The organism is Paracoccus sp. SCN 68-21 (genome assembly GCF_001724535.1).
Lineage (GTDB): Bacteria > Pseudomonadota > Alphaproteobacteria > Rhodobacterales > Rhodobacteraceae > Paracoccus > Paracoccus hibiscisoli.
On sequence record NZ_MEES01000017.1, the window covers coordinates 19,468 to 43,049 of the forward strand.

Sequence of the window (23,582 nt, forward strand, 5' to 3'; positions counted from 1 at the left end):
TCAGGCGGCCTCGGTGCGGCGGGCGTGGGCTATTTCCGCGTCCGTCAGGGGGCCGGGGAAATGGCAGGCGACCTGATGATCGCCCACCGTCAGCACCGGCACCGATGCCGCGCATTCCGCCCGCGCGCGGGGGCATCGCGTGCGGAACACGCAGCCCGAAGGCGGGTTCATGGGCGAGGGCAGGTCCCCCGCCAGCGGCACGATGGTCTTGGCGGTCTCGATCGTGGGGTCGGGGACCGGTACGGCGGACAGCAGCGCCTGCGTATAGGGGTGCTGGGGGTTTGAATACAGCGCCTGGACCGGCCCCGTCTCCATCACCTTGCCCAGATAGAGGACCATCACCCGGTCGCTGATATGTTTCACCACCGACAGGTCATGGGCGATGAAGATCAGCGCCAGCCCCAGATCCTTTTGCAGGCGGATCAGCAGGTTGATCACCTGCGCCTGGATCGACACGTCCAGAGCGGAGACGGGTTCGTCGCAGATGATCAGCTTGGGCTCCACGATCAGGGCGCGGGCGATGCCGATGCGCTGGCACTGACCGCCGCTGAATTCATGGGGATAGCGGTTGATCTGGTTGGGCAGCAGGCCGACCTTGTCCATCATCGCCTTGACCCGGTCGCGCACCTGGGCGCGGGGCAGGTCGGGGCGATGGGTGGTCAGGGGTTCGGCGATGATCTGGCCCACGGTCATGCGCGGGTTCAGGCTGGCCAGCGGGTCCTGGAACACCATCTGGATGTCCTGGCGATAGGCCATCATTTGCCGCGGCGTCAGCGCCAGCAGGTCCTTGCCGTCGATCCATTCCGCCTGTCCGGTGGCCGGGACCAGCCCGATCAGCGCGCGGGCCAGCGTCGACTTTCCGCAGCCGGATTCGCCCACCACGCCCAGGGTTTCCCCCGGCGCCAGGGCGAAATCGACACCGTTGACGGCCCGCAGGGGCTGGGGCGCGGCCCAAGGCATCGCGCCCTCGCGCCGGAGCTGAAAGGTCACGCGCAGGTCGCGCACACTCAGAAGATCACTCATGGCTTGGCCTCCGATCCGGGGGTCTGGGTGGCGCCGGCCGCACCGGCACCGGCGACGGCGCCCTTGGGCAGGGTGTCGTCGTGGGGCAGCGCCTCGCCCGCGGCCACCAGATCGGGCTGCGGGTCGGCGCGCATGTGGCGGGCCGCGACCTCGGCCACGGGGGCGTGACAGGCGCGGGCGCGGCCGGGGGCGAATGCCTCCAGCGGGGGATCGATGCTGGCGCAACCCTCTCGGCGATAGGGGCAGCGCGGCTCGAACGCGCAGCCCGAGGGCGGGCGGCTCATGTTCGGGGGCTGGCCGGGGATGGCGCGCAGCTCCTCATCGTCCTGATCGACGCGCGGAATCGCGTCCAGCAGACCCTGCGTATAGGGATGCGTGGGGTCGGCAAAGATCGGGCGCACCGGGCCGGTTTCCCGGATGCGGCCGCCATACATCACCGCGACGCGTTCGCAGGACCCCGCGACGACACCCAGGTCATGGGTGATCAGGATCATCGCCATGCCGAAATCGCGCTGTAAGTCCGACAGCAGCGCCATGATCTGCGCCTGGACCGTCACGTCCAGCGCGGTCGTCGGCTCATCCGCGATCAGCAGCTTGGGGCGGCACAGCAGCGCCATGGCGATCATCACCCGCTGCCGCATGCCGCCCGAAAATTCATGCGGGAACAGGCGGATGCGCCCCTTGGCATCGGGGATGCGGACGGCATCCAGCATGCGCACGGATTCCGTCACGGCGTCGCGTTTGGACAGGCCCTTGTGCAGGGTCAGGACCTCGGCCATCTGGTCGGCCACCCGCATATATGGGTTCAGCGACGTCATCGGGTCCTGAAAGATCATCGCGATCTGTTCGGCCCGGATGCGGTTCAGCACCTTGACGGGGGCGTTCAGGATCTCTTGCCCGTCGAACATCACGCTGCCACTGGCGCGGCCGTTGCGCGCCAGCAGGCCCATGATGGCGAAGGACAGCTGCGACTTGCCGCTGCCGGATTCGCCGACGATGCCCAAGGTCTCGCCCGCGGCGACGGACAGGTTGACGTCGTTGACGGCGCGCACCTCGGCGTCGTTGGTCTGAAAGCGGACCGACAGGTCGGTCAGGGTCAGAAGGGTCATCCTACCGCTCCTTGGGGTCGAGGGCGTCGCGCAGGCCGTCGCCCACGAAGAAGAAGCCGAACAGCGTGATCACGAAGAAGAACAGCGGAAAGGCCAGCTGCCACAGCGTGCCATAGTTCATCGTGCCCGCGCCCTCGGAGATCAGCGCGCCCCAGGAGGTCAGGGGTTCCTGCACGCCCAGACCCAGAAAGCTGATGAAGCTTTCGGTCAGGATCATCAGCGGCACCAGCAGCGTCGCATAGACCGCGACCACGCCCAGAAGGTTCGGGACGATGTGGCGGATGATGATGCGGAACGACGACACGCCGGTCGCGCGCGCGGCCTCGATGAATTCGCGGTTCTTCAGGCTAAGCGTCTGGCCGCGAACGATTCGGCTCATGTCCAGCCAACTGATAAGGCCGATGCCCAGAAACAGCATCGACATGGACCGCCCGAACATCACCAGCAGCAGGATCAGCACGAACATGTAGGGGATCGACATCAGGATATCGACGGTGCGCATCATGATCTGGTCGGTGCGCCCGCCGACATAGCCCGCAGTGGCGCCGTACAGTGTGCCGACGATGACCGCGATGGCCGCGCCCACGATGCCCACCATCAGGCTGATCTGGGTGCCCTGCACGACGCGGGCATAAAGGTCGCGGCCCAGATTGTCGGTGCCGAAGTAATGACCGTTTTCCAGCGAGGGCTGGCCCATCTGGGCGACTTGGCCCATGACGCTGAAATCCAGCTCCTCATTGGACCATTGCGCGAACTGGCCGCCGATCACCGCGAATAGCGACACCAGGACCAGGATCGCCAGGCCCAGCATCGCGGCCCGGTTGCGCACGAAGCGGCGCCGGGCGTCGGCCCAGGGGCTGCGGCCCTTGACATCGGCCTCGACAAAGCGGTCGGCCAGCGACTGCATCTTGGATTGATCGATGACCATGACCTAGTACCTGATCTTGGGGTCGATCCATGCGTAAAGCACGTCGACGATGAGGTTGAAGAGGATGGTCAGCGCGCCCACCAGGATGGTGACGCCCATCATCACGGCATAGTCGCGGTTCAGCGCGCTGTCCACGAAGGCCTTGCCGATGCCCCCGGTCGAGAAATAGATGTCGATCACCACCGACCCGGTGATCATCGACACGAAGACCGGCCCCAGATAGCTGATCACCGGCAGCATCGCGGGTTTCAGCGCGTGGCGGATGATCACCCGGTGTTCGGGCATCCCCTTGGCCCGCGCGGTGCGGATGTGGTTCGAGCCCAGCACCTCCAGCATCGACGACCGGGTGATGCGCGCGATGGACGCCATATAGCTGGTCGACAGCGCGATCACCGGCATCACCCAGAAGCTGGGATCGTTGAACGACCAGCCCCCGCCCGGCAGCCAGCGATACCACAGCGTGAAGACCAGCACCAACAGCGGCGCCATCACGAAATTGGGCAGGACCTGCGCGCCGATCGAGATGCCCACGGCCAGGTAATCGACCCAGCTGTTGTGCCAGATCGCCGCCACCACGCCCAGGGACACCCCCAGGATCACCGCCGCCAGAAAGGACAGCCCGCCATAGGTCAGCGTCACCGGAAAGCCGTTGGCGATCAGCTGGTTCACCGTCCGGTCGGGATAGACGAAGCTGGGCCCGAAATCGAAATGGATCACGACGCTGACCAGATAGTTCCAGATCTGCAGCCACAGCGGGTCGTTCAGCCCGTATTGCGCCTCCAGGTTGGCCAGCACCTGCGGGGGCAGGGCGCGTTCGCCGGTGAAGGGGCCGCCCGGTGCCAGATGCATCAGGACGAAGGAAAAGACGATCAGCAGCAGCAGCGTGGGTATCGCCACCGCCAGCCGTCGCAGGATGAATGCGAACATCGCGAGGAGCCTTCCCTGCGGGATGGGTGAAACAGGCAGGGCCGGGGCGGCCTTCGCCACCCCGGCCCCCGGTCATGATCGCAGCTTATTCAGCGACGCGATACAGGTCCTTGGCATACCAGGTGTTCAACAGGTTCTCGCGGGGCAGGCCCTTGATCGCCGGGTTGATCATGTCGACCTTTGCATAGTGATAGACGAAGACGGCGGGAACCTCCTCGGCCAGGATCTCCTCGGCGCGCTGGTACAGGGGCGCGGTGTCCTCGGCGGTGCGGGCATCGGCCAGCAGCTGGTCGTATTCGGCATTCGACCACTTGCCGCTGTTGTATCCGTCGGTGCGGAACCAGTCCAGGAAGGTCGACGCCTCGTTATAGTCGGCGCACCAGGCATAGCGCGCGACCTCGAAGTTGCCCGACTGCAGGCGGTCGGTATGGACGGCCCATTCGACGTTGTTCAGCTCGACCTGGATGCCCAGGGGGCGCCAGAACTGCTGGGCCGCGATGGCCAGCAGGCGGTGGCTTTCGTCGGTGTTGTACTGCAGCTGCAGGCGGACCGGGTTGTCGGGGCCGTATCCGGCCTCGGCCAGCAATTCGCGGGCGCGCTCCAGGCGCTGGTCCATCGGCATGTCCTGCATGCCGCCCTCGGGCGCTGCAAAGCCGTCGATGGCCCAGTGGGTCCAGCTATAGGCCGCGCGCTGGCCGCCCTGCAGGACCTGGTCCACGATCACCTCGCGGTTCAGCGACAGGGCCATGGCCTCGCGGACGCGCTGATCCTTGAGCGCCTCGGGGCCGGTCTCGCCCAGGTTCAGCACATAGGCATAGCTGCAGCCCTGCGGCACCGAGACGGCCTGGTCGGGGAACTGTTCGGACAGGCGCGGGAACTGGCCCGCGGGGATCTGCACGCGGTCCAGCTCTCCGGCCTGATAGCGGGTCAGGGCCACGTTGGTATCGTTCACGGTGACGCCGCGGACGGTCTCCATCACCACATTCTCGGCGTCCCAATAGGCCGGGTTCTTCTGGAACACGATCTCGACGCCCAGATTGTGGCTGGCCAGCGTATAGGCGCCGTTGCCGACGATGTTGGCGGGCTGGGTCCAGGCCTGGCCGTGCTCTTCGACCACCGCGCGGGGCACGGGATAGGTCGTGGCATGCGACAGGGTGTTCAGGAAATAGGGCGTGGGCGCGGACAGCGTCACCTGCAGCGTCCGATCGTCCAGCGCCGCGACGCCCAGCTGGTCGGGCGTCATCTCGCCCGCGATGATCGCGGTTGCGTTGTCGATGTTCATCAGCTCGATGTACCAGGCGTATTCGGACGCGGTCTCGGGCGTGACGACGCGCTGCCAGGCAAAGACGAAATCATCGGCGGTGACCGGATCGCCGTTGGACCAGGTCGCCTCGCGCAGGGTGAAGGTATAGGTCAGGCCGTCGTCGCTGACCTCATGGCTCTCGGCCATGCCGGGGATCATTTCGCCGGTGGCGCTCTCGGTCATCAGGCCCTCGAACAGCGACCGCAGCGCGTCCGAACCCTCGACATCGGTGTTCAGCGCCGGGTCCAGCGACTTGATCGCGTCCAGCAGCCAATAGGTATAGGTCTGGTTCTCGGCCAGGGTCTCGCCCTCGGCGGGCTGGACGGCGAATGCGGGCATCGCCAGGGCGGTCAGCAGGGCAGTGGTTGCGAAAAGCTTGGTCATCCCAACTCCTCCAAGTTGTGTGTCGGTGTCTTCGGGCACGGGAATGGGGTGACGTTTATTGAAAGTGCAGACATGGGCAAGCGGCGTTTGCGGCTTTCCAAGCCGCGCGGGCTGTGGAAAACAGGCGCGCATGACGGAACGCGGACAGATCACCCTAGTGACCGGCGGCGCGCGGTCGGGCAAGTCGGCCCTGGCCGAGCGGCTGGTGCTGCGCCATGCGATGCCCCGGATCTATATCGCCACGGCCGAGGCCCGCGACGGCGAGATGGGCGAAAGAATCGCACAACATCAGCAGGATCGCGGCCCCGGCTGGCGCACCATAGAGGAGCCTGTGGATCTGTGCGGCGCGCTGCGGGCCAGCGACGGGCAGGGGGCCCGGCTGGTCGATTGCCTGACGCTGTGGATGTCGAACTGCATGGGCTCGGCGGATATTGGCGCATTGGTCGTGACGTTACGTCAGCAATCCTGTCCTGTTGTGCTGGTCACGAATGAACTGGGCCAGGGCATCGTGCCCGACAATGCCCTGGCGCGGCGGTTCCGCGACGATCACGGACGCATGAACCAGGCCGTTGCCCAGGCCGCGGACCAGGTCTGGATGGCCGTCAGCGGGATGCCGCTGCGGCTGAAACCCTTTGGCGAGAATCCCGATGACCCGATTTGACCAGACCGCCGCCGATGCCGCCGCCGCGCGTCAGGCCCAGCTGACCAAGCCGCCCGGATCGCTTGGCCGGCTGGAGGATCTGGCCGTGTTCATGGCGGGCTGGCAGGGCACCGACCGCCCCCGGCTGGACCGCGTGCAGGCGCTGGTCTTTGCGGGCAATCACGGGGTCACGGCGCAGGGCATCACGCCCTTTCCGCCCGCGGTGACGGCGGGAATGGTCGCGAATTTCGACGCGGGCGGCGCGGCGATCAACCAGCTGTGCCGCGTGGCGGGCGCCGATCTGGGCGTCGTCGCGCTGGATCTGGACCGGCCCACCGCCGATTTCACCCAAGGCCCCGCGATGACCATGGCCGAGGTCGCCGAGGCGATGGCGCGTGGCGCCAACGCTGTGGACCCTCAGGCGCAGGTCCTGCTGCTGGGAGAGATGGGGATCGGCAATTCCACCGTTTCGGCGGCGCTGGCGGCGGCGTGCTTCGGCGGTCGGGCCGAGGATTGGGTCGGCCCAGGCACCGGCGCGCATGGCGACATGCTGGCCGCCAAGGTCCGCGTCGTGACCGAGGGGCTGGCCCGCCATGCCGTCACGGGCACCCGCGACACGCTGGCGGCATTCGGCGGGCGCGAACAGGCGGCGATCTGCGGGGCCATCCTGCGGGCGCGCGACCTGCGCATTCCGGTGATCCTGGACGGCTTCATCTGCACGGCGGCGGCGGGGGTGCTGACCTGCGACGACCCGGATGTGCTGGCCCATTGCCTGATCGGCCATGAAAGCGCGGAGCCGGGCCACCGCCGCCTGATCGCGGCGCTTGGCATGCCGCCGGTCCTGTCGCTGGACATGCGCTTGGGCGAGGGGTCGGGGGCTGCCGTGGCGCTTCTGGTGCTGCGCGCGGCGCTGGAGTGCCATAACGGCATGGCGACCTTCGCCGAGGCCGGGCTTGTCTAGACCGCAGCAGCTGATCCTGGCGCTGGTGTTCCTGACGCGGCTGCCGCTTGGGCGGTTTCTGCCTGCGCGTGTCGTGCCTCTGTCGCAGGCGGCCTGGGCCTTTCCGCTGGCGGGGCTGGTCGTGGGTGCGCTGGCGGGGCTGCCGCTGTGGATCATGGGGCCGGGGCTGCTGCCCGCCGCGCTGACGGTGGCGGGCGCGATCTGGCTGACCGGCGCGCTGCACGAGGACGCGCTGGCCGATTTCGCCGATGCGGGCGGCGGACGCGACCGGGCCGACCGGCTGCGCATCATGCGCGATTCGACCATCGGCAGCTATGGCGCGGCGGCCCTGTTGGCCGTGGGTCTGGTGCGGGTCGCGGCGCTGGCGGGCCTGGGGCCGCTGGCGCTGATCGGCGCGATGGCTGCGGGGCGGGTGGCGCCCGTGATGCTGATGCGCGCCCTGCCTGCGGCGCGGGACGACGGGCTGGGGCAGGGGGCGGGGCGGCCGTCGCGCCGCGCCGTCGCGGTCGCGGCGCTGACCGGGGCTGTGGCGCTGCTGGTCTGCGCGCCGGGGCCGTGGGGGGCGGTGCTGGCCATGGCGCTGGCCGGGCTGTCGGTCGTGGCGGTGTCGCGCCGGGCCTGCCGGTTGCTGGGGGGACAGACGGGCGATGTGCTGGGCGCGTCGGTCCTTCTGGCGGAAACGGCGGCACTGGTGGGCATGGCCGCCTTGACCTAGGGTCAGCGTCGGGAAAAACTTGACCGCCGCGGGGCGCTTGCAGCATATCCTGCCAACCAGAAGACCCGGGTCAACCGGAACGCCGCCCATGAACGGGCGGGCCTTGAGGGAGGAACACATCATGGGTGGCCTGTTGGCCCTGTCGCGCGGCATCGACCGCGTCACCACCGTCATCGGACGCAGCGTCGCCTGGCTGATCCTGCTGGCCATCCTGGTCAGCGCGATCAACGCCATCTCGCGCAAGCTGTTCAGCCTGTCGTCGAACGCCTGGCTGGAGGCGCAGTGGTATCTGTTCGGCGGCGCCTTCATGCTGGCCTCGGCCTGGACGCTGCTGGAGAACGAGCACATCCGCATCGACGTCATCTATGGCCGCTGGTCGCGCCGCGCCCAGCATTGGATCGACGTGATCGGCACGGTGTTCTTCCTGCTGCCCTTCACCGCGATCATGCTGTGGCTGACCTGGCCCGCCTTCACGCGCAGCTGGTTCAACGGAGAGGTCTCGATGAACGCGGGCGGGCTGGCGCTGTGGCCCGCGCGGGGCATCCTGGTGCTGGGCTTTGGCCTGTTGTTCGCGCAGGGCATCTCCGAGCTGATCAAGAAGATCGCCGTCATGCGCGGCATCATCCCCGACTCCCATCACCACGAGGGCCCCCACGAGGCGGGCCTCAAGGAGGCCGGCCTCATGACCGCGGGCCTGACGCAGGACCAAGAGGCCGCCGCCCGGCCCGCAGACCCGGAGAACCGCGCGTGATCGACCTTATCGCCCACAACCTGGCCCCCATCATGTTCTTCTCGATGGTGGCGTTTCTGCTGTTCGGCTATCCGATCGCCTTCGCGCTGGCGGCCAATGGGCTGCTGTTCTTTTTCTTCGGGGTGTTCCTGACGCCGCTGTCGGACCAGGTGAACCTGGGCTGGAACCTGCTGGGTGCGCTTGGCGACCGGGTGTTCGGGGTCATGCGCAACGACACGCTGCTGGCCATCCCGTTCTTCACGCTGATGGGCATCGTGCTCGAACGCTCGCGCATGGCCGAGGAGCTGCTCGAGACCATCGGCCAGCTGTTCGGCCCGGTGCGAGGGGGCCTGGCCTATGCGGTCATCCTGGTCGGCGCGCTGCTGGCGGCGACGACGGGGGTCGTGGCGGCCTCGGTCATCTCGATGGGGCTGATCTCGCTGCCGATCATGATGCGCTATGGCTATGATAAAAGCCTGTCGACCGGCGTCATCGCGGCCTCGGGGACGCTGGCGCAGATCATCCCGCCCTCGCTGGTGCTGATCGTGCTGGCCGACCAGCTGGGCCGCTCGGTGGGCGACATGTACCGCGCCGCGATGGTGCCCGCGCTGGCGCTGGTGGCGGTCTATATCGCCTATGTACTGATCCTGTCGGTCCTGCGCCCCAAGGCGATGCCCGCCCTGCCGCTGGAGGCCCGCAGCCTGGGGTCGGGCGGCTGGTCGCTGGTCGCCGTGCTGGCGCTGGCGGTCGGCGTCTATGTGCTGGGCGGCCGCATGATGGAGGGCGGCGGCGTCGCCAACGCCTCCATCTGGGCCGCGACGCTGGCAGTCGTGGTGCTGCTGGTGCTGGCGCTGGTGGACCGGGCCCTGGGGCTGAACCTGCTGTCGCTGATGACGCGGCAGGTGATCATCGTGATGATCCCGCCGCTGGCACTGGTGTTCCTGGTGCTGGGCACGATCTTTCTGGGCATCGCCACGCCCACCGAAGGCGGCGCGATGGGCGCGGTCGGCGCGCTGGTCCTGTCGGCCATCAAGGGGCGGCTGTCCTTCGAGGTGCTGAACCAGGCCCTGCTGTCGACGGTCAAGCTGTCGGCCTTCGTTATGTTCATCCTGATCGGCGCGACGGTGTTCTCGCTGACCTATTATTCGGTGAACGGCCATGTCTGGGTGCGCGATCTGCTGACCGCGCTGCCGGGCGGGGCGCTTGGGTTCCTGGTGGTGTCCTGCACGATCATCTTCGTGCTGGGCTTTTTCCTGGACTTCTTCGAGCTGGCCTTTGTCATTGTGCCGCTGCTGATCCCGGCGGCGAACGTGCTGGGGATCGACCTGGTCTGGTTCGGGGTGATCCTGGCGGTGACCATGCAAACCTCGTTCCTGACGCCGCCTGTGGGGTTCGCGCTGTTCTATCTGCGGTCGGTGGCGCCACGACGGTCCTATCGCGACAAGATCACCGGGCTGATGATGGACCCGATCACCACGATAAACATCTATCGCGGCGCGGTGCCCTTTGTCGGGCTGCAGATGCTGATGATTGCGGCAGTGATCACGTTCCCCGGAATGGTGATGCATTACAAGGGGCCGACGGTCGATACCTCGAACATCCGGATCGAGATCCCGATGGGTGGCGGAGGACTGGGCGGCGGCCTTGGCGGGGGGGCGACCGCCCCCGCACCGGGCGGCTCGGGCTTTGGAACGCTCGGCGGTCTGGGCGGATCGCCCTTTGGGCAGCAGCCTGCGGGCGGGGCAGACGCGCCTGCCACCCCGGAACCGGCGACGCCTGCATCGGACGCCCCGGCACCGCAAACATCGGCACCGGAAACACCAGCCCAGTCAGCTCCGTCGGGCGGGCTGGGCCTGGGCTTTGGCGGGCCGCCTCCGGGTCTGTCGGGCAACTGACGGCCCCGAACCCGGACCGGCACGGAGAAGCCGCCGCGCAGGATCTGCGCGGCGGCTGTTTTCAGTCGCAAGCCGTGATCAGCCGTTCTGCGCCAGGGCGCCGTTGCGCTGCTGGATCATCATGAACGTATCAAAGGTGTATTCGGCGGTCTGCTGATACAGATACCAGTCGTCGCGGAACTGCAGCATCGCCTCGTATTGCGTCCTGAACGCCTCGTTCTCGGCCGAGACCTCGGCATAGACCTCGTTGGCGGCGGCAAAGGACGCGGTCAGGATCTCCTCGCTGAACGAGCGCAGCTGCGCGCCGGTGCCGACCAGCTCCTTGAGGGCGGTGGGGTTCAGATAGTCGTATTTCGCCAGCATGTTCTGGTCGACGGCCTGCGCGCAGGTGCGGAACAGCGACTTGTAGCTGTCGGGCAGCGCGTCCCACTGGCCCTTGTTCACGAAGAAGCTGACCGTCGGGCCACCCTCCCAGAAACCGGGATAGTAGTAATAGGGCGCGACCTTCTGGAAGCCCAGCTTGCTGTCGTCATAGGGGCCGACCCATTCGGCCGCGTCGATCGTCCCACGCTCCAGCGAGGGATAGATGTCGCTGCCCGCGATCTGCTGCGGCACGACGCCCAGCTTTTCGACGACCCGGCCCGCCAGGCCGGAAATGCGCATCTTGAGGCCCTGCAGGTCGGCCAGGGTGTTGATCTCCTTGCGATACCAGCCGCCGAACTGCACGCCGGTATTGCCGCCCGGAAAGCTGACCAGGTCATACTGCTCCAGGAACGTGTTGTAATTGTCGATGCCGCCGCCCTGATAGTTGTAGGCCGACTTGGCGCGCGCCGAGAAGGTGAAGGGCAGGTCGGCGCCACAGGCGAAAGCCGGGTCCTTGCCCCAGTTGTAATAGCCCACCGAATGCGAGCATTCGACGGTGCCGTCGGTCGTCGCGTTGATCGCGTCCAGACCCGGCACGATCTCTCCGGCCGAGAAGACCTGGATCTGGAAGCGGCCATCGGTCGCCTCGGACAGGCGCTGCGCGATCTCTTCGCCGCCGCCATAGATGGTGTCCAGCGACTTGGGGAAGCTGGAGGCGAGGCGCCAGTTGATCTGGGGGGCCTCCTGCGCGATGGCGGGTGCCGCCAGCACGCTGCCCGCCGCCGCCGCCGCACCGCCGATGGAGGCACGCGTGATAAAGGACCGCCGGTCCAGGCCTGTTGTCTTGGTCATTCTGTCTCCCTCCGCTTGGGGCGGCGGGCCCCCTCGGCCCGTTCCGTCCCGCCCCTGCATGCGTGATACTTTAGCCCCGCTTTCCCGCCTGTCGAGAGGCCAGAGACCTTGGGCGGCAGTTATTTTCAGCCCCGCCGGCCGGTCGCGGCACGGAACCGCACGGCAGCGATTGTGCCCGCAAAAACGGCGGATTAACAGGAACGGGCGGCCCGGTCACAAGGAGGTCCAGATGCGGATCGAGGAATGGCAGCCAGACCTGTCCGGACAGCCCGGCCCCAAGTTCCGGGCGCTGGCCAATGCGCTGCGCGAGGCGGCGCGATCGGGGCTGCTGGCGCCGGGCACGCGCCTGCCGCCGATGCGCGACATGGCCTGGCGCCTTAAGGTGACGACCGGCACCGTCGCGCGCGCCTATCAGGTCGCCGCCGCCGAGGGCGTGATCGAGAGCCATGTCGGGCGCGGCAGCTTTGTCGCGGCCCCGCCCGCCCGCAGGCCCGTGCCGCAGCCGCTGCTCTACGAGAGCCTGGATCACCCGATGTCCCAGCAGGGCCCCGCCGATCTGCGCATCCCGCAGCTGCCCGATTGCGGCCAGGCGCGGGTCCTGGCGCGGCATCTGACGGCGCTGGCGGATGATCTGGACGCCGATGTGCTGGACTATACGCCCCTCAGCCGCGATCAGGATTGTCGGACGGCAGCGCTGGACTGGATGGCGGTGCGGCGCGTGGGACCAGCGGCGACCGGCGACATGGTGCTGACCCATGGCGGCCAGCACGCGATCACGCTGGTCATGGCGCTGTGCCTGGCCGACCAGCCCGCGCAGGTCATGGTCGAGGCGCTGACCTATCCCGGCATCGTCCATGCCGCGCGGCTGATGCGCGCGCAGACCCTGCCGGTGGCGCTGGACGATCAGGGGATGCGCCCCGAGGATCTGGACCGCGTGGCGCGGGCATCGGGGGCGCGGCTGGTTTGCCTGACGCCCTCGGCGCAGAACCCGACGCTGGCCTCGATGGGGGCGGAACGGCGCGCGGCGATCATCGCGGTCGCGCGCCGCCACGACATCCAGATCATCGAGGATGAATGCTATGCCCCCAGCCCGGATCCGCAGGCCCCGCCCAGCCTGCGCGCGCTGGCGCCCGAGCGGGTCTGGCATGTCAGCAGCCTGTCCAAGATCATCGCCGCCGGCCTGCGTTTCGGCATCCTGATCTGCCCCGAGGGGATGGGTCAGGCGGGCCGTGTCGCAGCCCAGCACAGCCATATGGGCCTGTCGCAGCCCATCACCGGGCTGGTCACGCGGCTGATCCGGTCCGGCGATGCGGCGCAGATCGCGCGCGCGGTCAAAGAGCAGGTCGATGACCGCCTGGCCCTGGCGCGCGAGGCGCTTGACGGTCTGGGGATGCGCGGCCAGCCGGGCGTGCCGATGGTCTGGCTGCCGCTGCCCGCGCCGTGGAACGCGGTCGATTTCGTGGCGCGCGCGGCCGTGGCGGGCGTGATCGTGCGCCCGTCATCGGATTTCTGCGGCCCCGATCAGGTGCCGGTCCAGGGCGTGCGCATCGCGCTGAACTGTCGGATGCCGCGGGCGCGGCTGGCGGCGGCGCTGGACGGATTGGGCCGGATGGCCCGGTCCGGCCCCATGGCGGGGCCGGACTGAGACCTCAGCGCAGGATGCTGCGACCCGCGTATTCGGCGGTGGCGCCCAGCATTTCCTCGATGCGGATCAGCTGGTTGTATTTCGCCAACCGGTCGGACCGCGCCAGCGAGCCGGTCTTGATCTGCCCGCAATTGGTCGCGACGGCCAGGTCGGCGATGGTCGCATCCTCGGTCTCGCCCGAGCGGTGCGACATCACCGATGTGAAACCCGCACGGTCGGCCATGCGCACCGCGTCCAGCGTTTCCGACAGCGTGCCGATCTGGTTGACCTTGACCAGCAGGCTGTTGGCGCAACCGCGCTCGATCCCCTGGGCCAGACGGACGGGGTTCGTCACGAACAGATCGTCACCGACCAGCTGGATGCGGTCACCAAGGCGGTCGGTCAGCATCTTCCAGCCGTCCCAGTCATCCTCGCCGCAGCCATCCTCGATCGACAGGATCGGATAGGCGTCGCACAGCGCGGCCAGATAGTCGACGTTCTCGGCCGGGGTCAGGGACTTGCCCTCGCCCTTCATCTCGTACTTGCCGTTCTTGAAATACTCGGTGGAGGCACAATCCAGCGCCAGCATGATGTCGTCGCCGGGCTTGTATCCGGCCTTTTCGATGGCCTTCAGGATGAAATCCAGCGCGTCGCGGGTGGAGGACAGGTTGGGCGCAAAGCCGCCCTCATCGCCGATGCCGGTCGACAGGCCCGCCGCCGACAGCTCCTTCTTCAGCGTGTGGAAGATCTCGGAACCCATGCGGACGGCCTCGCGGATGTTCTCCGCGGCGACCGGCATGATCATGAATTCCTGGATGTCGATGGGGTTGTCGGCATGTTCGCCGCCATTGATGATGTTCATCATCGGCACCGGCAGGATGCGCGCCGAGGTGCCGCCGACATAGCGGTACAGCGGCTGGTTCGTGGTCTCTGCCGCGGCCTTGGCGATTGCCATCGACACGCCCAGGATCGCGTTCGCGCCAAGACGGCCCTTGTTGGGGGTGCCGTCCAGCTCGATCATCATCATGTCCAGCATGCGCTGTTCGGTCGAATCCTCGCCCACCAGATTCTCGGCGATCTCGCCGTTGACGGCGGCCACGGCCTCCAGCACGCCCTTGCCCATATAGCGTGTCATGTCGCCGTCGCGCTTTTCCACCGCCTCATGCGCGCCGGTCGACGCCCCCGAGGGAACGGCGGCGCGGCCCAGGGTGCCGTCCTCCAGCGTGACGTCGACCTCGACGGTAGGGTTGCCGCGGCTGTCCAGAATTTCACGGGCGAAGATGTCGATGATGGCGGTCATGAAGGCACTCCGTTGATGCTTGGCGCCTTGTTAGCGCCCGAAGGGCCGTTCCGCAACGCTCACGGCATCCGGATCTTCGCCCAGATCGGCAGATGGTCCGACGCCTCGCGCGCGCCCGCCTGGTTGAAGACGCCGGTGTCCAGCACATCCAGATTGCGCGACAGCGCCATCCGGTCCAGCCGCAGCTGGGGCAGGGGGGCGGGATAGGACGGCCCCGGCGCGATGATCCGGAACCCGGCCAGCGATTCCAGCCCCCGGTCGTCGCGCCATTCGTTGAAGTCGCCCATCAGGACGATGTGATCCTCGGCGATGCGCGACGCCTGCGCGCTGATCCGCGCCAGTTGCGCGCGCCGCGACGACCGCGCCAGGCCCAGATGCACGCCGATCACCGTCAGCCCCGGCAGGCGCAGGGCGACGGCGCCGCGCGGCTCCAGCCCCGGCAAAGGCAGGCGGCGCAGCACCGCCTGTTCGGCCAGGTGCGGGCGCATCAGGATGGTCTGTCCGTGCCAGCCCAGGCTGCTGTCGGTGGTGCCATAGATGTCGGCGGGGACCAGCCCCGTCTCGGCCTGGATCAGCTTGCGCGGCAGGGCCTCGGGGCGGACGCCATAGCGGAAATCGACCTCCTGCAGGGCGATGATGTCGGGGTCCAGCGCGCGGATGACGGCCAGGTTGCGCAGGGGGGCATGCGGGCCGGTCATGCCCCGGCATTTGTGCAGGTTGTAGCTGGCAAGTTTCAGCATCACGGCTCCGGAACGTCTGCGGATGATTGTGACGGCGAACGCGCGGGCCGCAAGGGGCGCGCGCGCAAAAACCCGTCAGGTGCCGCAGAAGGTCTGATGCACCAGCTGTGCGGTGGTGGGCGCGTGCGACAGGTCGGCCCAGTCGTCGCGCGCCTCGCGCGGGTTGGTCACGGCCTCCAGCAGGCGCCGGAACGGGGCCATGTCATCGGCCACGGCCGAGGCGATGGCCTGTTCCACCCGGTGATTGCGGGGGATGCGGCGCGGATTGGCCTGCGCCATCGCGGCGGCGTCCGGGGACAGCGCCTGCCAGTCGCGCGCCCAGGCATCGAAGTCCGCGCGGTCGGTGAGCTCATCGCGCGCGGTATCGTCCGACAGGCCTGCGAAAACGCGCGTGAAATCGGCGCGTTGCGTGGCCATCATCGACAGCAGCTGCTCGATCAGCGGCTGATGCTGCGCGCCGTTGATGCCCAGCTTGGCCCCGAACCGGCGCAGCCAGGCCGCCTGATAGAGGGGCGCAAAGCGGTGGACCGATGCGGTGGCGGCCTCGACCGCCTCCTCCTCGGGGCCCATCAGCGGGATCAGGCAGGTCGCGAATTGCGCCAGGTTCCAGACCGCGATGTTGGGCTGGTTCGCCCAGGCATAGCGCCCCTGTCGGTCGATCGAGGAAAACACTGTATCGGGATGATAGATATCCATAAAGGCGCAGGGCCCATAGTCGATCGTCTCGCCCGAGATCGCCATGTTGTCGGTGTTCATCACCCCGTGGATGAACCCAAGCGCCATCCAATGCGCGATGGTTTCGGCCTGGGCGGCCACCACCCGGTCCAGCAGCGCCAGCGGCCCATCCGCGCCGGGATAGTGGCGGGCGATGACGTGATCGGTCAGCGCTTGCAGGCGGTCGCGGTCGTCGCGCACGGCAAAGAACTGGAACGTGCCGACGCGGATATGGCTGGAGGCCACGCGGGTCAGCACCGCGCCGGGCAGCCCGCCCTGTTCGCGCCAGACCTGTTCGCCCGTGGCCACGGCGGCCAGGGCACGCGTGGTGGGCACGCCCATCGCGGCCATGAATTCGCTGACCAGATATTCGCGCAGCACCGGCCCCATCCAGGCGCGCCCGTCGCCCCGCCGCGAAAACGGCGTCGGCCCCGAGCCCTTGAGCTGGATGTCGAACCGCGCGCCGTCGGGGGCCACGACCTCGCCCAGCAGGACAGCGCGGCCGTCGCCCAGCTGCGGGACAAAGCCGCCGAACTGGTGGCCCGCATAGGCCTGGGCCAGGGGGGCCGCCCCGTCTGGGATGGCGTTGCCGGCCAGCATCTCGACCGTCAGCGCATCGCGATCCATCCCCAGCCTGTCAGCTAGGGGCCCGTTCAGGGCCAGCAGACGGGGGGCGGTCACCGGGGTCGGGTCCACGCGGGCAAAGAACCCCTGCGGCATCCGGGCATAGCTGTTGTCGAAACGGATCATCGCGGTCTCCTTTGTCCCATACATAGGCGCGGATGACGGCTTTGCCAGCCCGCGACCCTTGCACCGCAGGCGTCAAGGGCGTATCCGCATCCGGCAAAAGGAGCCTTTCTCATGAAATTTCTCGACCTCGCCAAAGTCTATATCCGCTCGGGCGGGGGTGGCGCGGGCTGCGTGTCGTTCCGCCGTGAGAAATTCATCGAATATGGCGGCCCCGATGGCGGCGATGGCGGCAAGGGCGGCGATGTCTGGGCCGAGGCGGTCGAGGGGCTGAACACCCTGATCGATTTCCGCTATCAGCAGCATTTCTTTGCCAAATCCGGCCAGCATGGCATGGGCAGCCAGATGACCGGCAAATCCGCCGACGATGTCACGCTGCGCATCCCCGTCGGCACCGAGATCCTGGACGAGGACGAGGAGACCGTCATCGCCGATCTGACCGAGGTCGGCCAGCGCGTGTTGCTGGCCAAGGGCGGCAATGGGGGCTGGGGCAACCTGCATTTCAAATCCTCGACCAACCGCAGCCCGCGCACCGCCAATCCGGGGCTGGAGGGGGTCGAGCGCACCATCTGGCTGCGGCTGAAGCTGATCGCGGATGCGGGGCTGGTGGGCCTGCCCAACGCGGGCAAGTCGACCTTTCTGGCGGCCGTGTCGAACGCGCGCCCCAAGATCGCCGATTATCCCTTCACCACGCTGCACCCGAACCTGGGCGTGGTGGGCGTGGACACCTATGAATTCGTGATGGCCGACATTCCGGGACTGATCGAGGGTGCGTCCGAGGGGCGCGGCCTGGGCGACCAGTTCCTGGGCCATGTCGAACGCTCGAACGTACTGCTGCATCTGGTGGACGGCACCTCCCAGACCGTGGCCGAGGATGCGCGCACCATCCTGACCGAGCTTGCGGCCTATTCGCCGGTCCTGATGCAAAAGCCCCGCGTCACCGCGCTGAACAAGATCGACGCGCTGGACGACGACGAGATCGCCGAGCGCCGCGCCGCGTTGGAGGCCGAGCTGGGTCACCCGGTCATGCTGATGTCGGGTGTGGCCCGGACCGGCGTCACGGATGTCCTGCGCGCGCTGTGGACCCAGATCGAGCCGTCGCGCGCCCCCGCAGCCCCTGAAACGCCCGACGGGACATGGCAGCCGTGACCGTGCCGCAGCTTGGCGCGGCCCGCAGGCTGGTCGTCAAGATCGGCTCGGCCCTGCTGGTTGGGCCCGAGGGGCTGCGCGGCGATTGGCTGCGCGGGCTGTGCGATGATGTGGCCGACTGGCGCGCGCGCGGTTGCGATGTGGTGCTGGTCAGCTCTGGCTCCATCGCGCTTGGGCGCCGGGTGCTGGGCCTGCCCGCAGGGGCGCTGCCGCTGGAGCAGGCGCAGGCTGCCGCCGCGGTGGGCCAGATCCGCCTGGCCCGCGCCTATGAGGAGGCGCTGGCCCCCCACGGCGTCACTACCGCACAGGTTCTGCTGACGCTGGAGGACAGCGCCGATCGCCGCCGCTATCTGAACAGCCGCGCGACCATGCAGACGCTGCTGTCCCTGGGCGTGGTGCCCATCGTGAACGAGAACGACACCGTCGCCACGGATGAGATCCGGTTCGGCGACAACGACCGGCTGGCAGCCCAGATTGCCGTGACCTGCGGCGCGGATCAGCTGTTGCTGCTGTCCGACGTGGACGGGCTGTATACCGCGAACCCCAAGACCGACCCCACGGCCCGCCACCTGCCGGTGATCGAGGCGATCACCCCCGAAATCGAGGCGATGGGTGGCGATCCCGTCTCGGGCCTGTCCAAGGGCGGCATGAAGACCAAGCTGATGGCCGCGCGCACCGCGGTGGCGGGCGGGTGCGCGATGGCGATTGCCGAGGGGTCGGTCTTCCGCCCGCTCTCGGCCGTTGCGCAGGGCGCGCGCAGCAGCTGGTTCCTGCCCGAGGCCGATCCACAGCTGGCGCGCAAACGCTGGATCGGCGCGATGAAGCCCAAGGGCAGCGTCATCGTGGACGAGGGCGCGGCGCTGGCCCTGGGGCGCGGGAAATCGCTGCTGCCCGCGGGGGTTACCGCGGTCGAGGGCGCCTTCGGACGGGGCGATCCGGTGGCGATCACCGGGCCGTTGGGCCAACGGCTGGCGACAGGATTGATCCGCTATACCGCGGCAGAGGCGAGCCAGATCGCGGGCCACCATTCTGCGCAGATCGAGGCCATTCTGGGCTATCCGGGACGGGCTGCGATGATCCATCGCGACGACATGGTCCTCTAGCCGTTCGGGGCTTGGCACGTCCGGGGGGTCCGGGGGGCTGGCCCCCCGGCCGTCGCGGGACGCAGATCAGCCGCCCACCGGCCGTCGCGCCCCCACGGCCCGCGTGACCCCGCGCGGACGGGCCAGGCGCGGCGCATCCCGGCCCGGCGCGGGCAGGGTCAGCACCGCCTCGCGCAGCGCCAGGATGGATTGGTCCGAACTGCGGGGCAGGTCCGAGGGCAGGATCGGCGCGCCGATTGTCACGCGATAGGGGTGGCGGGTCTTGTTCAGCACCTCGTTGAACAGGGTCACGTCGCGCAGGGTCGGGTGGATCTTGTCGAACAGATAGAACAGCGCCGAGTTGCGGGCCCGGATGCGCAGGGGAATGACCGGCAGGTCGAACTTGCGCGCGATCATCGCGGCACTGGCCATCCAGGGGCGCTCGTTCAGGGTCAGGCCGGTCCGTTTGGCCAGTCGCCCCGACGGAAAGATCAAACCGATGCGCCCGGCCTCGATGGCGTCGCGGGTGTAGTCCATCGTCGCGCGGGTCTTGGCATGGCTGCGCTTTTCGACGCGCCATTCCACCGGAGCGATCATGCCGATCATCTGCGGCAGCACCCGGATCATGTCGTGATTGGCATAGATGAACAGATCGTCGCGCAATTGCGAGACGATGGCGTTCAGGAAGATGCCGTCCGCGATCCCGGTCGGGTGGTTCGCCACGATCAGCGCCGGGCCGGAGGCGGGGATATGCTCCAGCCCCTCGACCTGCAGATCGTGGACGATCAGCTCGCTCATCCTGCGAAAGATCTCGGTGGGAGGCAGGTCGCGGAACTGCGCCCCCAGATCGACCGTGGCCGGATAGCGCAACACCTGCATCATCGCCCATTTCGCGGCCCGGTGGTGCAGGCGCCCGGAAAACAGCCAGGGCGCCCGTTCGGCGATCAGGGGATCAAGCCGCGCCTGCATCTCGGCGCGTGCCTCGTCGATCTTGCCCATCTTGTGACCCCCCTCACCGGCCGGCAGCGATCATGCGCGAGATCATTTCACGCGTGTTCCGGCTCAAACCCTCAAGGGTGCCGATCTGTTCCAAGGCGGCCTGCGCATGGCCGCGCCGTGTGGCGTCATAGCGGGGCCAGGTCTCGAAGGCGGTGGACATGCGCGCGGCGATCTGTGGATTGGCCGCGTCCATCCGCATTAGCCAATCGGCGGTGAAGGCATAGCCCGACCCGTCCGCCGCATGGAACCCCGCATGATTGGCCGCCAGCCCGCCCAGCAGCGCGCGAAAGCGGTTAGGGTTCTTCCAGTCGAAATCCTTGCGCCCGGCCAGCCGCCGCGCGACCGCGACCGCCTGGTCGGGAGGCGCGGCCATCACCTGGACCGAGAACCACTTGTCCATGACCAGCCGGTTGTCGCCGAATTCGTCATGGAGGATGCGCAGCGCCGCCTCTCCGCGCCCGAGGCGCAGCAGGACGGCAAGCGCAGCCATGCGTTCGGTCATGTTGCCGGCGATGCCGAACAACACCTCGGCCCGGTCGCCGCCATCGATGCGCCCCAAAAGGCCAAGCGCCGCGATGCGCAGCGACCGTCCCGCCGCCGCCTGCGCGTCGGGCGAATAGGGGCCGGTGACGGCCATCTCGTCGAACAGCCGCGCCAGCAGATCCTGATGCGTGACCGCGATGCGTCGCGCCAGATCGTCGCGCGCCGCATGGATCGCGTCCGGGTCCGGCGTCACGCCCAGGGAGGCCAGGCGCGTGGCGATCTCCTCCTCTCCGGGCAGGATCAGGCACAGCGCGCGAAAGGCCGGATCGGCGGCATCGTCCGCCGCCAGCGCGCCGATGGCGGTGATGTAATCCGTGCCCGCGTCGCGGCCCTGCGACAGGTCGGTCAGCGCGGACAGCGCCAGCTCGCGCCCGGCCTCCCACCGGGCAAAGGGGTCGTTGTCATGGGCCAGCAGAAAGGCCCGCGTCGCATCGTCCATCTGCCGCCGCAGCATCACCGGCGCCGAGAACCCCCGCAGGACCGACGCGACGGGCCGCGCGCCTAATCCCTCAAAGGCAAAGCTCTGTTGTGCCTCGGTCATCTCCAGCACGCGCGTGGGGGCGACCTCGTCGCCATTCGGGCCGATCAGGCCCACGGCGATGGGGATGACGCGGGCGGGCTTGTCGGGCTGGCCGGGCGTGGGCGGGGTGCTTTGCGCAAAGGTCAGCGTCAGGGTGCCGTCCTGCCAGTCCTCGTCCATGGTCAGGATCGGGGTGCCGGCATCGGTATACCAGCGCTTGAACTGGGACAGGTCGCGGCCGGTGGCGTCCTCGAACACCTGCAGCCAGTCCTCGATGGTCGCGGCGTCGCCGTCATGGCGGTCGAAATAGAGGTCCAGCGCCCGGGCATAGCCCTCATCACCCACCAGCCGTTTCAGCATGCCGATGACCTCGGCGCCTTTTTCATAGACCGTCGCGGTGTAGAAGTTGTTGATTTCCTCATACCGGTCGGGGCGCGGGGGGTGCGCCAGGGGGCCCTGATCCTCGCGGAACTGGCGGGCGCGGAGCGTCTGGACGTCCTCGATCCGCTTGACCGCCGCCGAACGCAGGTCACTGGTGAACTGCTGGTCGCGAAAGACCGTCAGACCCTCCTTGAGGCACAGCTGGAACCAGTCGCGGCAGGTGATGCGGTTGCCGGTCCAGTTGTGGAAATACTCATGCGCGATGACCGCCTCGATCCGCTCATAGTCGGTATCGGTCGCCGTGTCGGGCGAGGCCAGCACCAGCTTGGAGTTGAAGATGTTCAACCCCTTGTTCTCCATCGCTCCCATGTTGAAATCATCGACCGCGACGATGTTGAACACGTCCAGGTCGTATTCGCGGCCATAGACGTCCTCGTCCCACCGCATCGACTTGATCAGGCTCTCCATCGCAAAGCCCGCGCGGTCCTGATCGCCCGGGCGCACCCAGACGTTCAGCGCCACATCGCGGCCCGACCGGGTGGTGAAGCGGTCGCTGACCGCCACCAGATCGCCCGCGACCAGCGCGAGCAGATAGGCGGGTTTGGGCCACGGGTCGTGCCATTCGGCCAGGCCCGGCTCCTGCCGGACCGGGTTGCCGTTCGACAGCAGCACCGGCATGTCGCTGCGGATGATGACCCGGAATGTGGTCATCACGTCGGGGCGGTCGGGGTAGAAGGTGATGTGGCGGAACCCTTCGGCCTCGCATTGGGTGCAGAAGATGCCGCCGGACAGATACAGGCCCTCGAAGGCGGTGTTGTCCTGCGGATCGATGGCGACCTCGGTCTCCAGCGCGAAGGGCGCGGAGGGTAGGGCGGCGGCGGCAATGGTCAGCGTCTCGTCGTCGCGGCGGATGTGTGCGGGGTCGGGGGCCTGTCCGTCGATGGTCAGCGCGCGCAGGTCCAGACCCCGCCCGCCATCCAGAACCAGATCGACGGGCAGGGCGCCCGGCACCAGGTCTAGGCGGGCCCGGACGATGGTTCCGCGCGGCGCCAAGGTCACGTCCAGATGCGTTCCCGACAGGGTGAACGGATAGGGGCGGTAATCGGCAAGGTGCTGGACAGGCTGCGGTTTCGGGCCAGGCATGGTGGCGACCTCTCGCTAAAAATGCGGCGCGGGAACGGAACCCGGGCGTTCACATTGGTGTTAATCGCCTGAACGCCGGCTCGCAAGGCGGGGCATCGGGTCTTGGCGATTGACAGCCGACCGCCCGCGCGCCATCACCCCTGCGACCTTAACCCGGTCACAAGACAGTCTGAATCGGAGACCTGCATGAGCTATGATCCCAACGATCCGAACCGCCCCCAGCCCGGCGTCGAGCCGAAGGAAACCTATGTCGAGCCGGTCGAGCGGCGGTCCTCCGCGCTGCCGCTGATCATCGGCGTCCTGCTGGCGCTGGCCTTGGCCTATTTCGTGCTGCAGCGTTTCATGACCGATGACACGACCGTCGTGGAAGGCGACACGACCACCGTGACCACGACCGAGCCCGCGCCGGAAACGACCACCCCGCCCGCCGTCGTCGTGGAGCCCGAGCCCGATACCGCCTCGACCGAGGCTGAGGCAGACAATGCCGCAGCCCAGGCCGATGCGGATACCGCGGCCGAAACCACCGACCAACCGGTCGTGGGTGCCGACGGCGCCGCCACCGCTACCGAATCGGACGCAGCCAGCGCCGAGACCGAAGCCGAGCCCGCCGCCCCGGTGACCGGCACGACCGAGCCCGCACCGGCTGACGACACGCTGGACGACGCCGTCACCATCGAGGAGCCGGCGACCGAGACCACGCCGCCTGCCGCTCCGGCACCGGCGACGACTGCGCCTGCCACCCCGGCGCCCGCCAACTGATCTCTGGCGCGCTTGCGCGACGGAACAGGCCCGGATGCATCCGCATCCGGG

Annotated in this window: 20 protein-coding genes; 9 read left to right on the forward strand and 11 right to left on the reverse strand. The window is 68.2% G+C overall.

What is annotated here, in order from left to right:
- The 5 genes from ABS73_RS07410 to ABS73_RS07430 form a co-directional block, all read right to left on the reverse strand.
- On the reverse strand, positions 1-1,023 hold the full coding sequence (locus ABS73_RS07410) for an oligopeptide/dipeptide ABC transporter ATP-binding protein (RefSeq protein WP_277021182.1): 1,023 nt from the start codon (positions 1,021-1,023) through the stop codon (positions 1-3).
- On the reverse strand, positions 1,020-2,132 hold the full coding sequence (locus tag ABS73_RS07415; RefSeq protein WP_277021184.1) for an oligopeptide/dipeptide ABC transporter ATP-binding protein: 1,113 nt from the start codon (positions 2,130-2,132) through the stop codon (positions 1,020-1,022). Before ABS73_RS07415 ends, ABS73_RS07410 begins: the two co-directional genes overlap by 4 nt.
- 1 nt (position 2,133) lies before the next feature.
- Positions 2,134-3,060, reverse strand: coding sequence for an ABC transporter permease subunit (locus ABS73_RS07420; RefSeq protein ID WP_277021187.1), 927 nt, complete (start codon positions 3,058-3,060; stop codon positions 2,134-2,136).
- A 3-nt stretch (positions 3,061-3,063) separates the two neighbouring features.
- Complete coding sequence (oppB, locus tag ABS73_RS07425; protein WP_136857579.1) at positions 3,064-3,987, reverse strand: oligopeptide ABC transporter permease OppB; 924 nt, start codon at positions 3,985-3,987, stop codon at positions 3,064-3,066.
- 85 nt (positions 3,988-4,072) lie between these two features.
- Complete coding sequence (locus ABS73_RS07430; RefSeq protein WP_277021192.1) at positions 4,073-5,674, reverse strand: peptide ABC transporter substrate-binding protein; 1,602 nt, start codon at positions 5,672-5,674, stop codon at positions 4,073-4,075.
- Between the two features lie 130 nt (positions 5,675-5,804).
- Between ABS73_RS07430 and cobU the strand changes: the two genes are divergently transcribed.
- The 5 genes from cobU to ABS73_RS07455 all read left to right on the forward strand — a co-directional run bounded on the left by cobU (position 5,805) and on the right by ABS73_RS07455 (position 10,615).
- Positions 5,805-6,335 (forward strand): bifunctional adenosylcobinamide kinase/adenosylcobinamide-phosphate guanylyltransferase, encoded by a 531-nt coding sequence (gene cobU, locus ABS73_RS07435; RefSeq protein WP_277021195.1) that lies wholly within the window; start codon positions 5,805-5,807, stop codon positions 6,333-6,335.
- Entirely contained in the window at positions 6,322-7,275 is a 954-nt protein-coding gene (gene cobT / locus ABS73_RS07440; protein ID WP_277021198.1) for a nicotinate-nucleotide--dimethylbenzimidazole phosphoribosyltransferase, read from the forward strand. The genes cobU and cobT overlap by 14 nt, the downstream gene beginning before the upstream one ends.
- Complete coding sequence (gene cobS, locus ABS73_RS07445) at positions 7,268-7,990, forward strand: adenosylcobinamide-GDP ribazoletransferase (RefSeq protein ID WP_277021201.1); 723 nt, start codon at positions 7,268-7,270, stop codon at positions 7,988-7,990. The genes cobT and cobS overlap by 8 nt, the downstream gene beginning before the upstream one ends.
- Positions 7,991-8,111: 121 nt before the next feature.
- Positions 8,112-8,741 (forward strand): TRAP transporter small permease subunit, encoded by a 630-nt coding sequence (locus ABS73_RS07450; protein ID WP_277021204.1) that lies wholly within the window; start codon positions 8,112-8,114, stop codon positions 8,739-8,741.
- Complete coding sequence (locus ABS73_RS07455; RefSeq protein ID WP_286693423.1) at positions 8,738-10,615, forward strand: TRAP transporter large permease; 1,878 nt, start codon at positions 8,738-8,740, stop codon at positions 10,613-10,615. Before ABS73_RS07450 ends, ABS73_RS07455 begins: the two co-directional genes overlap by 4 nt.
- A 78-nt stretch (positions 10,616-10,693) precedes the next feature.
- On the opposite strand, the gene ABS73_RS07460 is transcribed toward ABS73_RS07455, so the two are convergent.
- Positions 10,694-11,812: a TRAP transporter substrate-binding protein gene (locus tag ABS73_RS07460; protein ID WP_277021676.1), complete on the reverse strand. Its 1,119-nt coding sequence runs from the start codon at positions 11,810-11,812 to the stop codon at positions 10,694-10,696.
- A 247-nt stretch (positions 11,813-12,059) separates the two neighbouring features.
- Between ABS73_RS07460 and ABS73_RS07465 the strand changes: the two genes are divergently transcribed.
- Positions 12,060-13,475: an aminotransferase-like domain-containing protein gene (locus ABS73_RS07465; RefSeq protein WP_277021674.1), complete on the forward strand. Its 1,416-nt coding sequence runs from the start codon at positions 12,060-12,062 to the stop codon at positions 13,473-13,475.
- Between the two features lie 4 nt (positions 13,476-13,479).
- Here ABS73_RS07465 and eno read toward each other — a convergent pair whose 3' ends face one another.
- From eno to ABS73_RS07480, 3 genes are all read right to left on the reverse strand, one after another.
- Positions 13,480-14,754: a phosphopyruvate hydratase gene (gene eno / locus ABS73_RS07470; protein ID WP_277021672.1), complete on the reverse strand. Its 1,275-nt coding sequence runs from the start codon at positions 14,752-14,754 to the stop codon at positions 13,480-13,482.
- Between the two features lie 59 nt (positions 14,755-14,813).
- Entirely contained in the window at positions 14,814-15,494 is a 681-nt protein-coding gene (locus ABS73_RS07475) for an endonuclease/exonuclease/phosphatase family protein (RefSeq protein WP_277021671.1), read from the reverse strand.
- Between the two features lie 75 nt (positions 15,495-15,569).
- Positions 15,570-16,958 (reverse strand): protein adenylyltransferase SelO, encoded by a 1,389-nt coding sequence (locus ABS73_RS07480; RefSeq protein ID WP_277021669.1) that lies wholly within the window; start codon positions 16,956-16,958, stop codon positions 15,570-15,572.
- Between the two features lie 111 nt (positions 16,959-17,069).
- On the opposite strand from ABS73_RS07480, the gene obgE reads away from it, so the two are divergent.
- Together obgE and proB are read left to right on the forward strand one after the other, a co-directional pair.
- Positions 17,070-18,104, forward strand: a complete 1,035-nt coding sequence (gene obgE / locus ABS73_RS07485; protein WP_277021668.1) for a GTPase ObgE — start codon at positions 17,070-17,072, stop codon at positions 18,102-18,104.
- Entirely contained in the window at positions 18,092-19,207 is a 1,116-nt protein-coding gene (proB, locus tag ABS73_RS07490; protein WP_277021665.1) for a glutamate 5-kinase, read from the forward strand. Before obgE ends, proB begins: the two co-directional genes overlap by 13 nt.
- A gap of 66 nt (positions 19,208-19,273) precedes the next feature.
- Here the strand turns inward: proB and ABS73_RS07495 are convergent, their stop codons facing one another.
- Both ABS73_RS07495 and pepN read right to left on the reverse strand, forming a co-directional pair.
- A complete protein-coding gene (locus ABS73_RS07495) occupies positions 19,274-20,185 on the reverse strand; it encodes a 1-acyl-sn-glycerol-3-phosphate acyltransferase (RefSeq protein ID WP_277021663.1) in 912 nt (303 codons plus the stop codon).
- Between the two features lie 13 nt (positions 20,186-20,198).
- The gene (pepN, locus tag ABS73_RS07500; protein ID WP_277021661.1) at positions 20,199-22,772 is read right to left on the reverse strand and encodes an aminopeptidase N; all 2,574 of its coding nucleotides are present in this window, start codon (positions 22,770-22,772) and stop codon (positions 20,199-20,201) included.
- Between the two features lie 186 nt (positions 22,773-22,958).
- Between pepN and ABS73_RS07505 the strand changes: the two genes are divergently transcribed.
- Positions 22,959-23,531 carry a hypothetical protein gene (locus ABS73_RS07505; protein WP_277021658.1) on the forward strand — a complete coding sequence of 191 codons (573 nt, stop codon included), beginning with the start codon at positions 22,959-22,961 and terminating at the stop codon, positions 23,529-23,531.
- The last annotated feature ends 51 nt before the right edge of the window (positions 23,532-23,582 follow it).

What these genes read in the sequence shown, in the direction of transcription:
- ABS73_RS07410 (WP_277021182.1), bottom strand. Translation starts at nt 1,023, where the DNA reads ATGAGTGATCTTCTGAGTGTGCGCGACCTGCGCGTGACCTTTCAGCTC.
- ABS73_RS07415 (WP_277021184.1), bottom strand. Translation starts at nt 2,132, where the DNA reads ATGACCCTTCTGACCCTGACCGACCTGTCGGTCCGCTTTCAGACCAAC.
- ABS73_RS07420 (WP_277021187.1), bottom strand. Translation starts at nt 3,060, where the DNA reads ATGGTCATCGATCAATCCAAGATGCAGTCGCTGGCCGACCGCTTTGTC.
- oppB (WP_136857579.1), bottom strand. Translation starts at nt 3,987, where the DNA reads ATGTTCGCATTCATCCTGCGACGGCTGGCGGTGGCGATACCCACGCTG.
- ABS73_RS07430 (WP_277021192.1), bottom strand. Translation starts at nt 5,674, where the DNA reads ATGACCAAGCTTTTCGCAACCACTGCCCTGCTGACCGCCCTGGCGATG.
- cobU (WP_277021195.1), top strand. Translation starts at nt 5,805, where the DNA reads ATGACGGAACGCGGACAGATCACCCTAGTGACCGGCGGCGCGCGGTCG.
- cobT (WP_277021198.1), top strand. Translation starts at nt 6,322, where the DNA reads ATGACCCGATTTGACCAGACCGCCGCCGATGCCGCCGCCGCGCGTCAG.
- ABS73_RS07450 (WP_277021204.1), top strand. Translation starts at nt 8,112, where the DNA reads ATGGGTGGCCTGTTGGCCCTGTCGCGCGGCATCGACCGCGTCACCACC.
- ABS73_RS07465 (WP_277021674.1), top strand. Translation starts at nt 12,060, where the DNA reads ATGCGGATCGAGGAATGGCAGCCAGACCTGTCCGGACAGCCCGGCCCC.
- eno (WP_277021672.1), bottom strand. Translation starts at nt 14,754, where the DNA reads ATGACCGCCATCATCGACATCTTCGCCCGTGAAATTCTGGACAGCCGC.
- ABS73_RS07475 (WP_277021671.1), bottom strand. Translation starts at nt 15,494, where the DNA reads ATGCTGAAACTTGCCAGCTACAACCTGCACAAATGCCGGGGCATGACC.
- ABS73_RS07480 (WP_277021669.1), bottom strand. Translation starts at nt 16,958, where the DNA reads ATGATCCGTTTCGACAACAGCTATGCCCGGATGCCGCAGGGGTTCTTT.
- obgE (WP_277021668.1), top strand. Translation starts at nt 17,070, where the DNA reads ATGAAATTTCTCGACCTCGCCAAAGTCTATATCCGCTCGGGCGGGGGT.
- proB (WP_277021665.1), top strand. Translation starts at nt 18,092, where the DNA reads ATGGCAGCCGTGACCGTGCCGCAGCTTGGCGCGGCCCGCAGGCTGGTC.
- ABS73_RS07495 (WP_277021663.1), bottom strand. Translation starts at nt 20,185, where the DNA reads ATGGGCAAGATCGACGAGGCACGCGCCGAGATGCAGGCGCGGCTTGAT.
- pepN (WP_277021661.1), bottom strand. Translation starts at nt 22,772, where the DNA reads ATGCCTGGCCCGAAACCGCAGCCTGTCCAGCACCTTGCCGATTACCGC.
- ABS73_RS07505 (WP_277021658.1), top strand. Translation starts at nt 22,959, where the DNA reads ATGAGCTATGATCCCAACGATCCGAACCGCCCCCAGCCCGGCGTCGAG.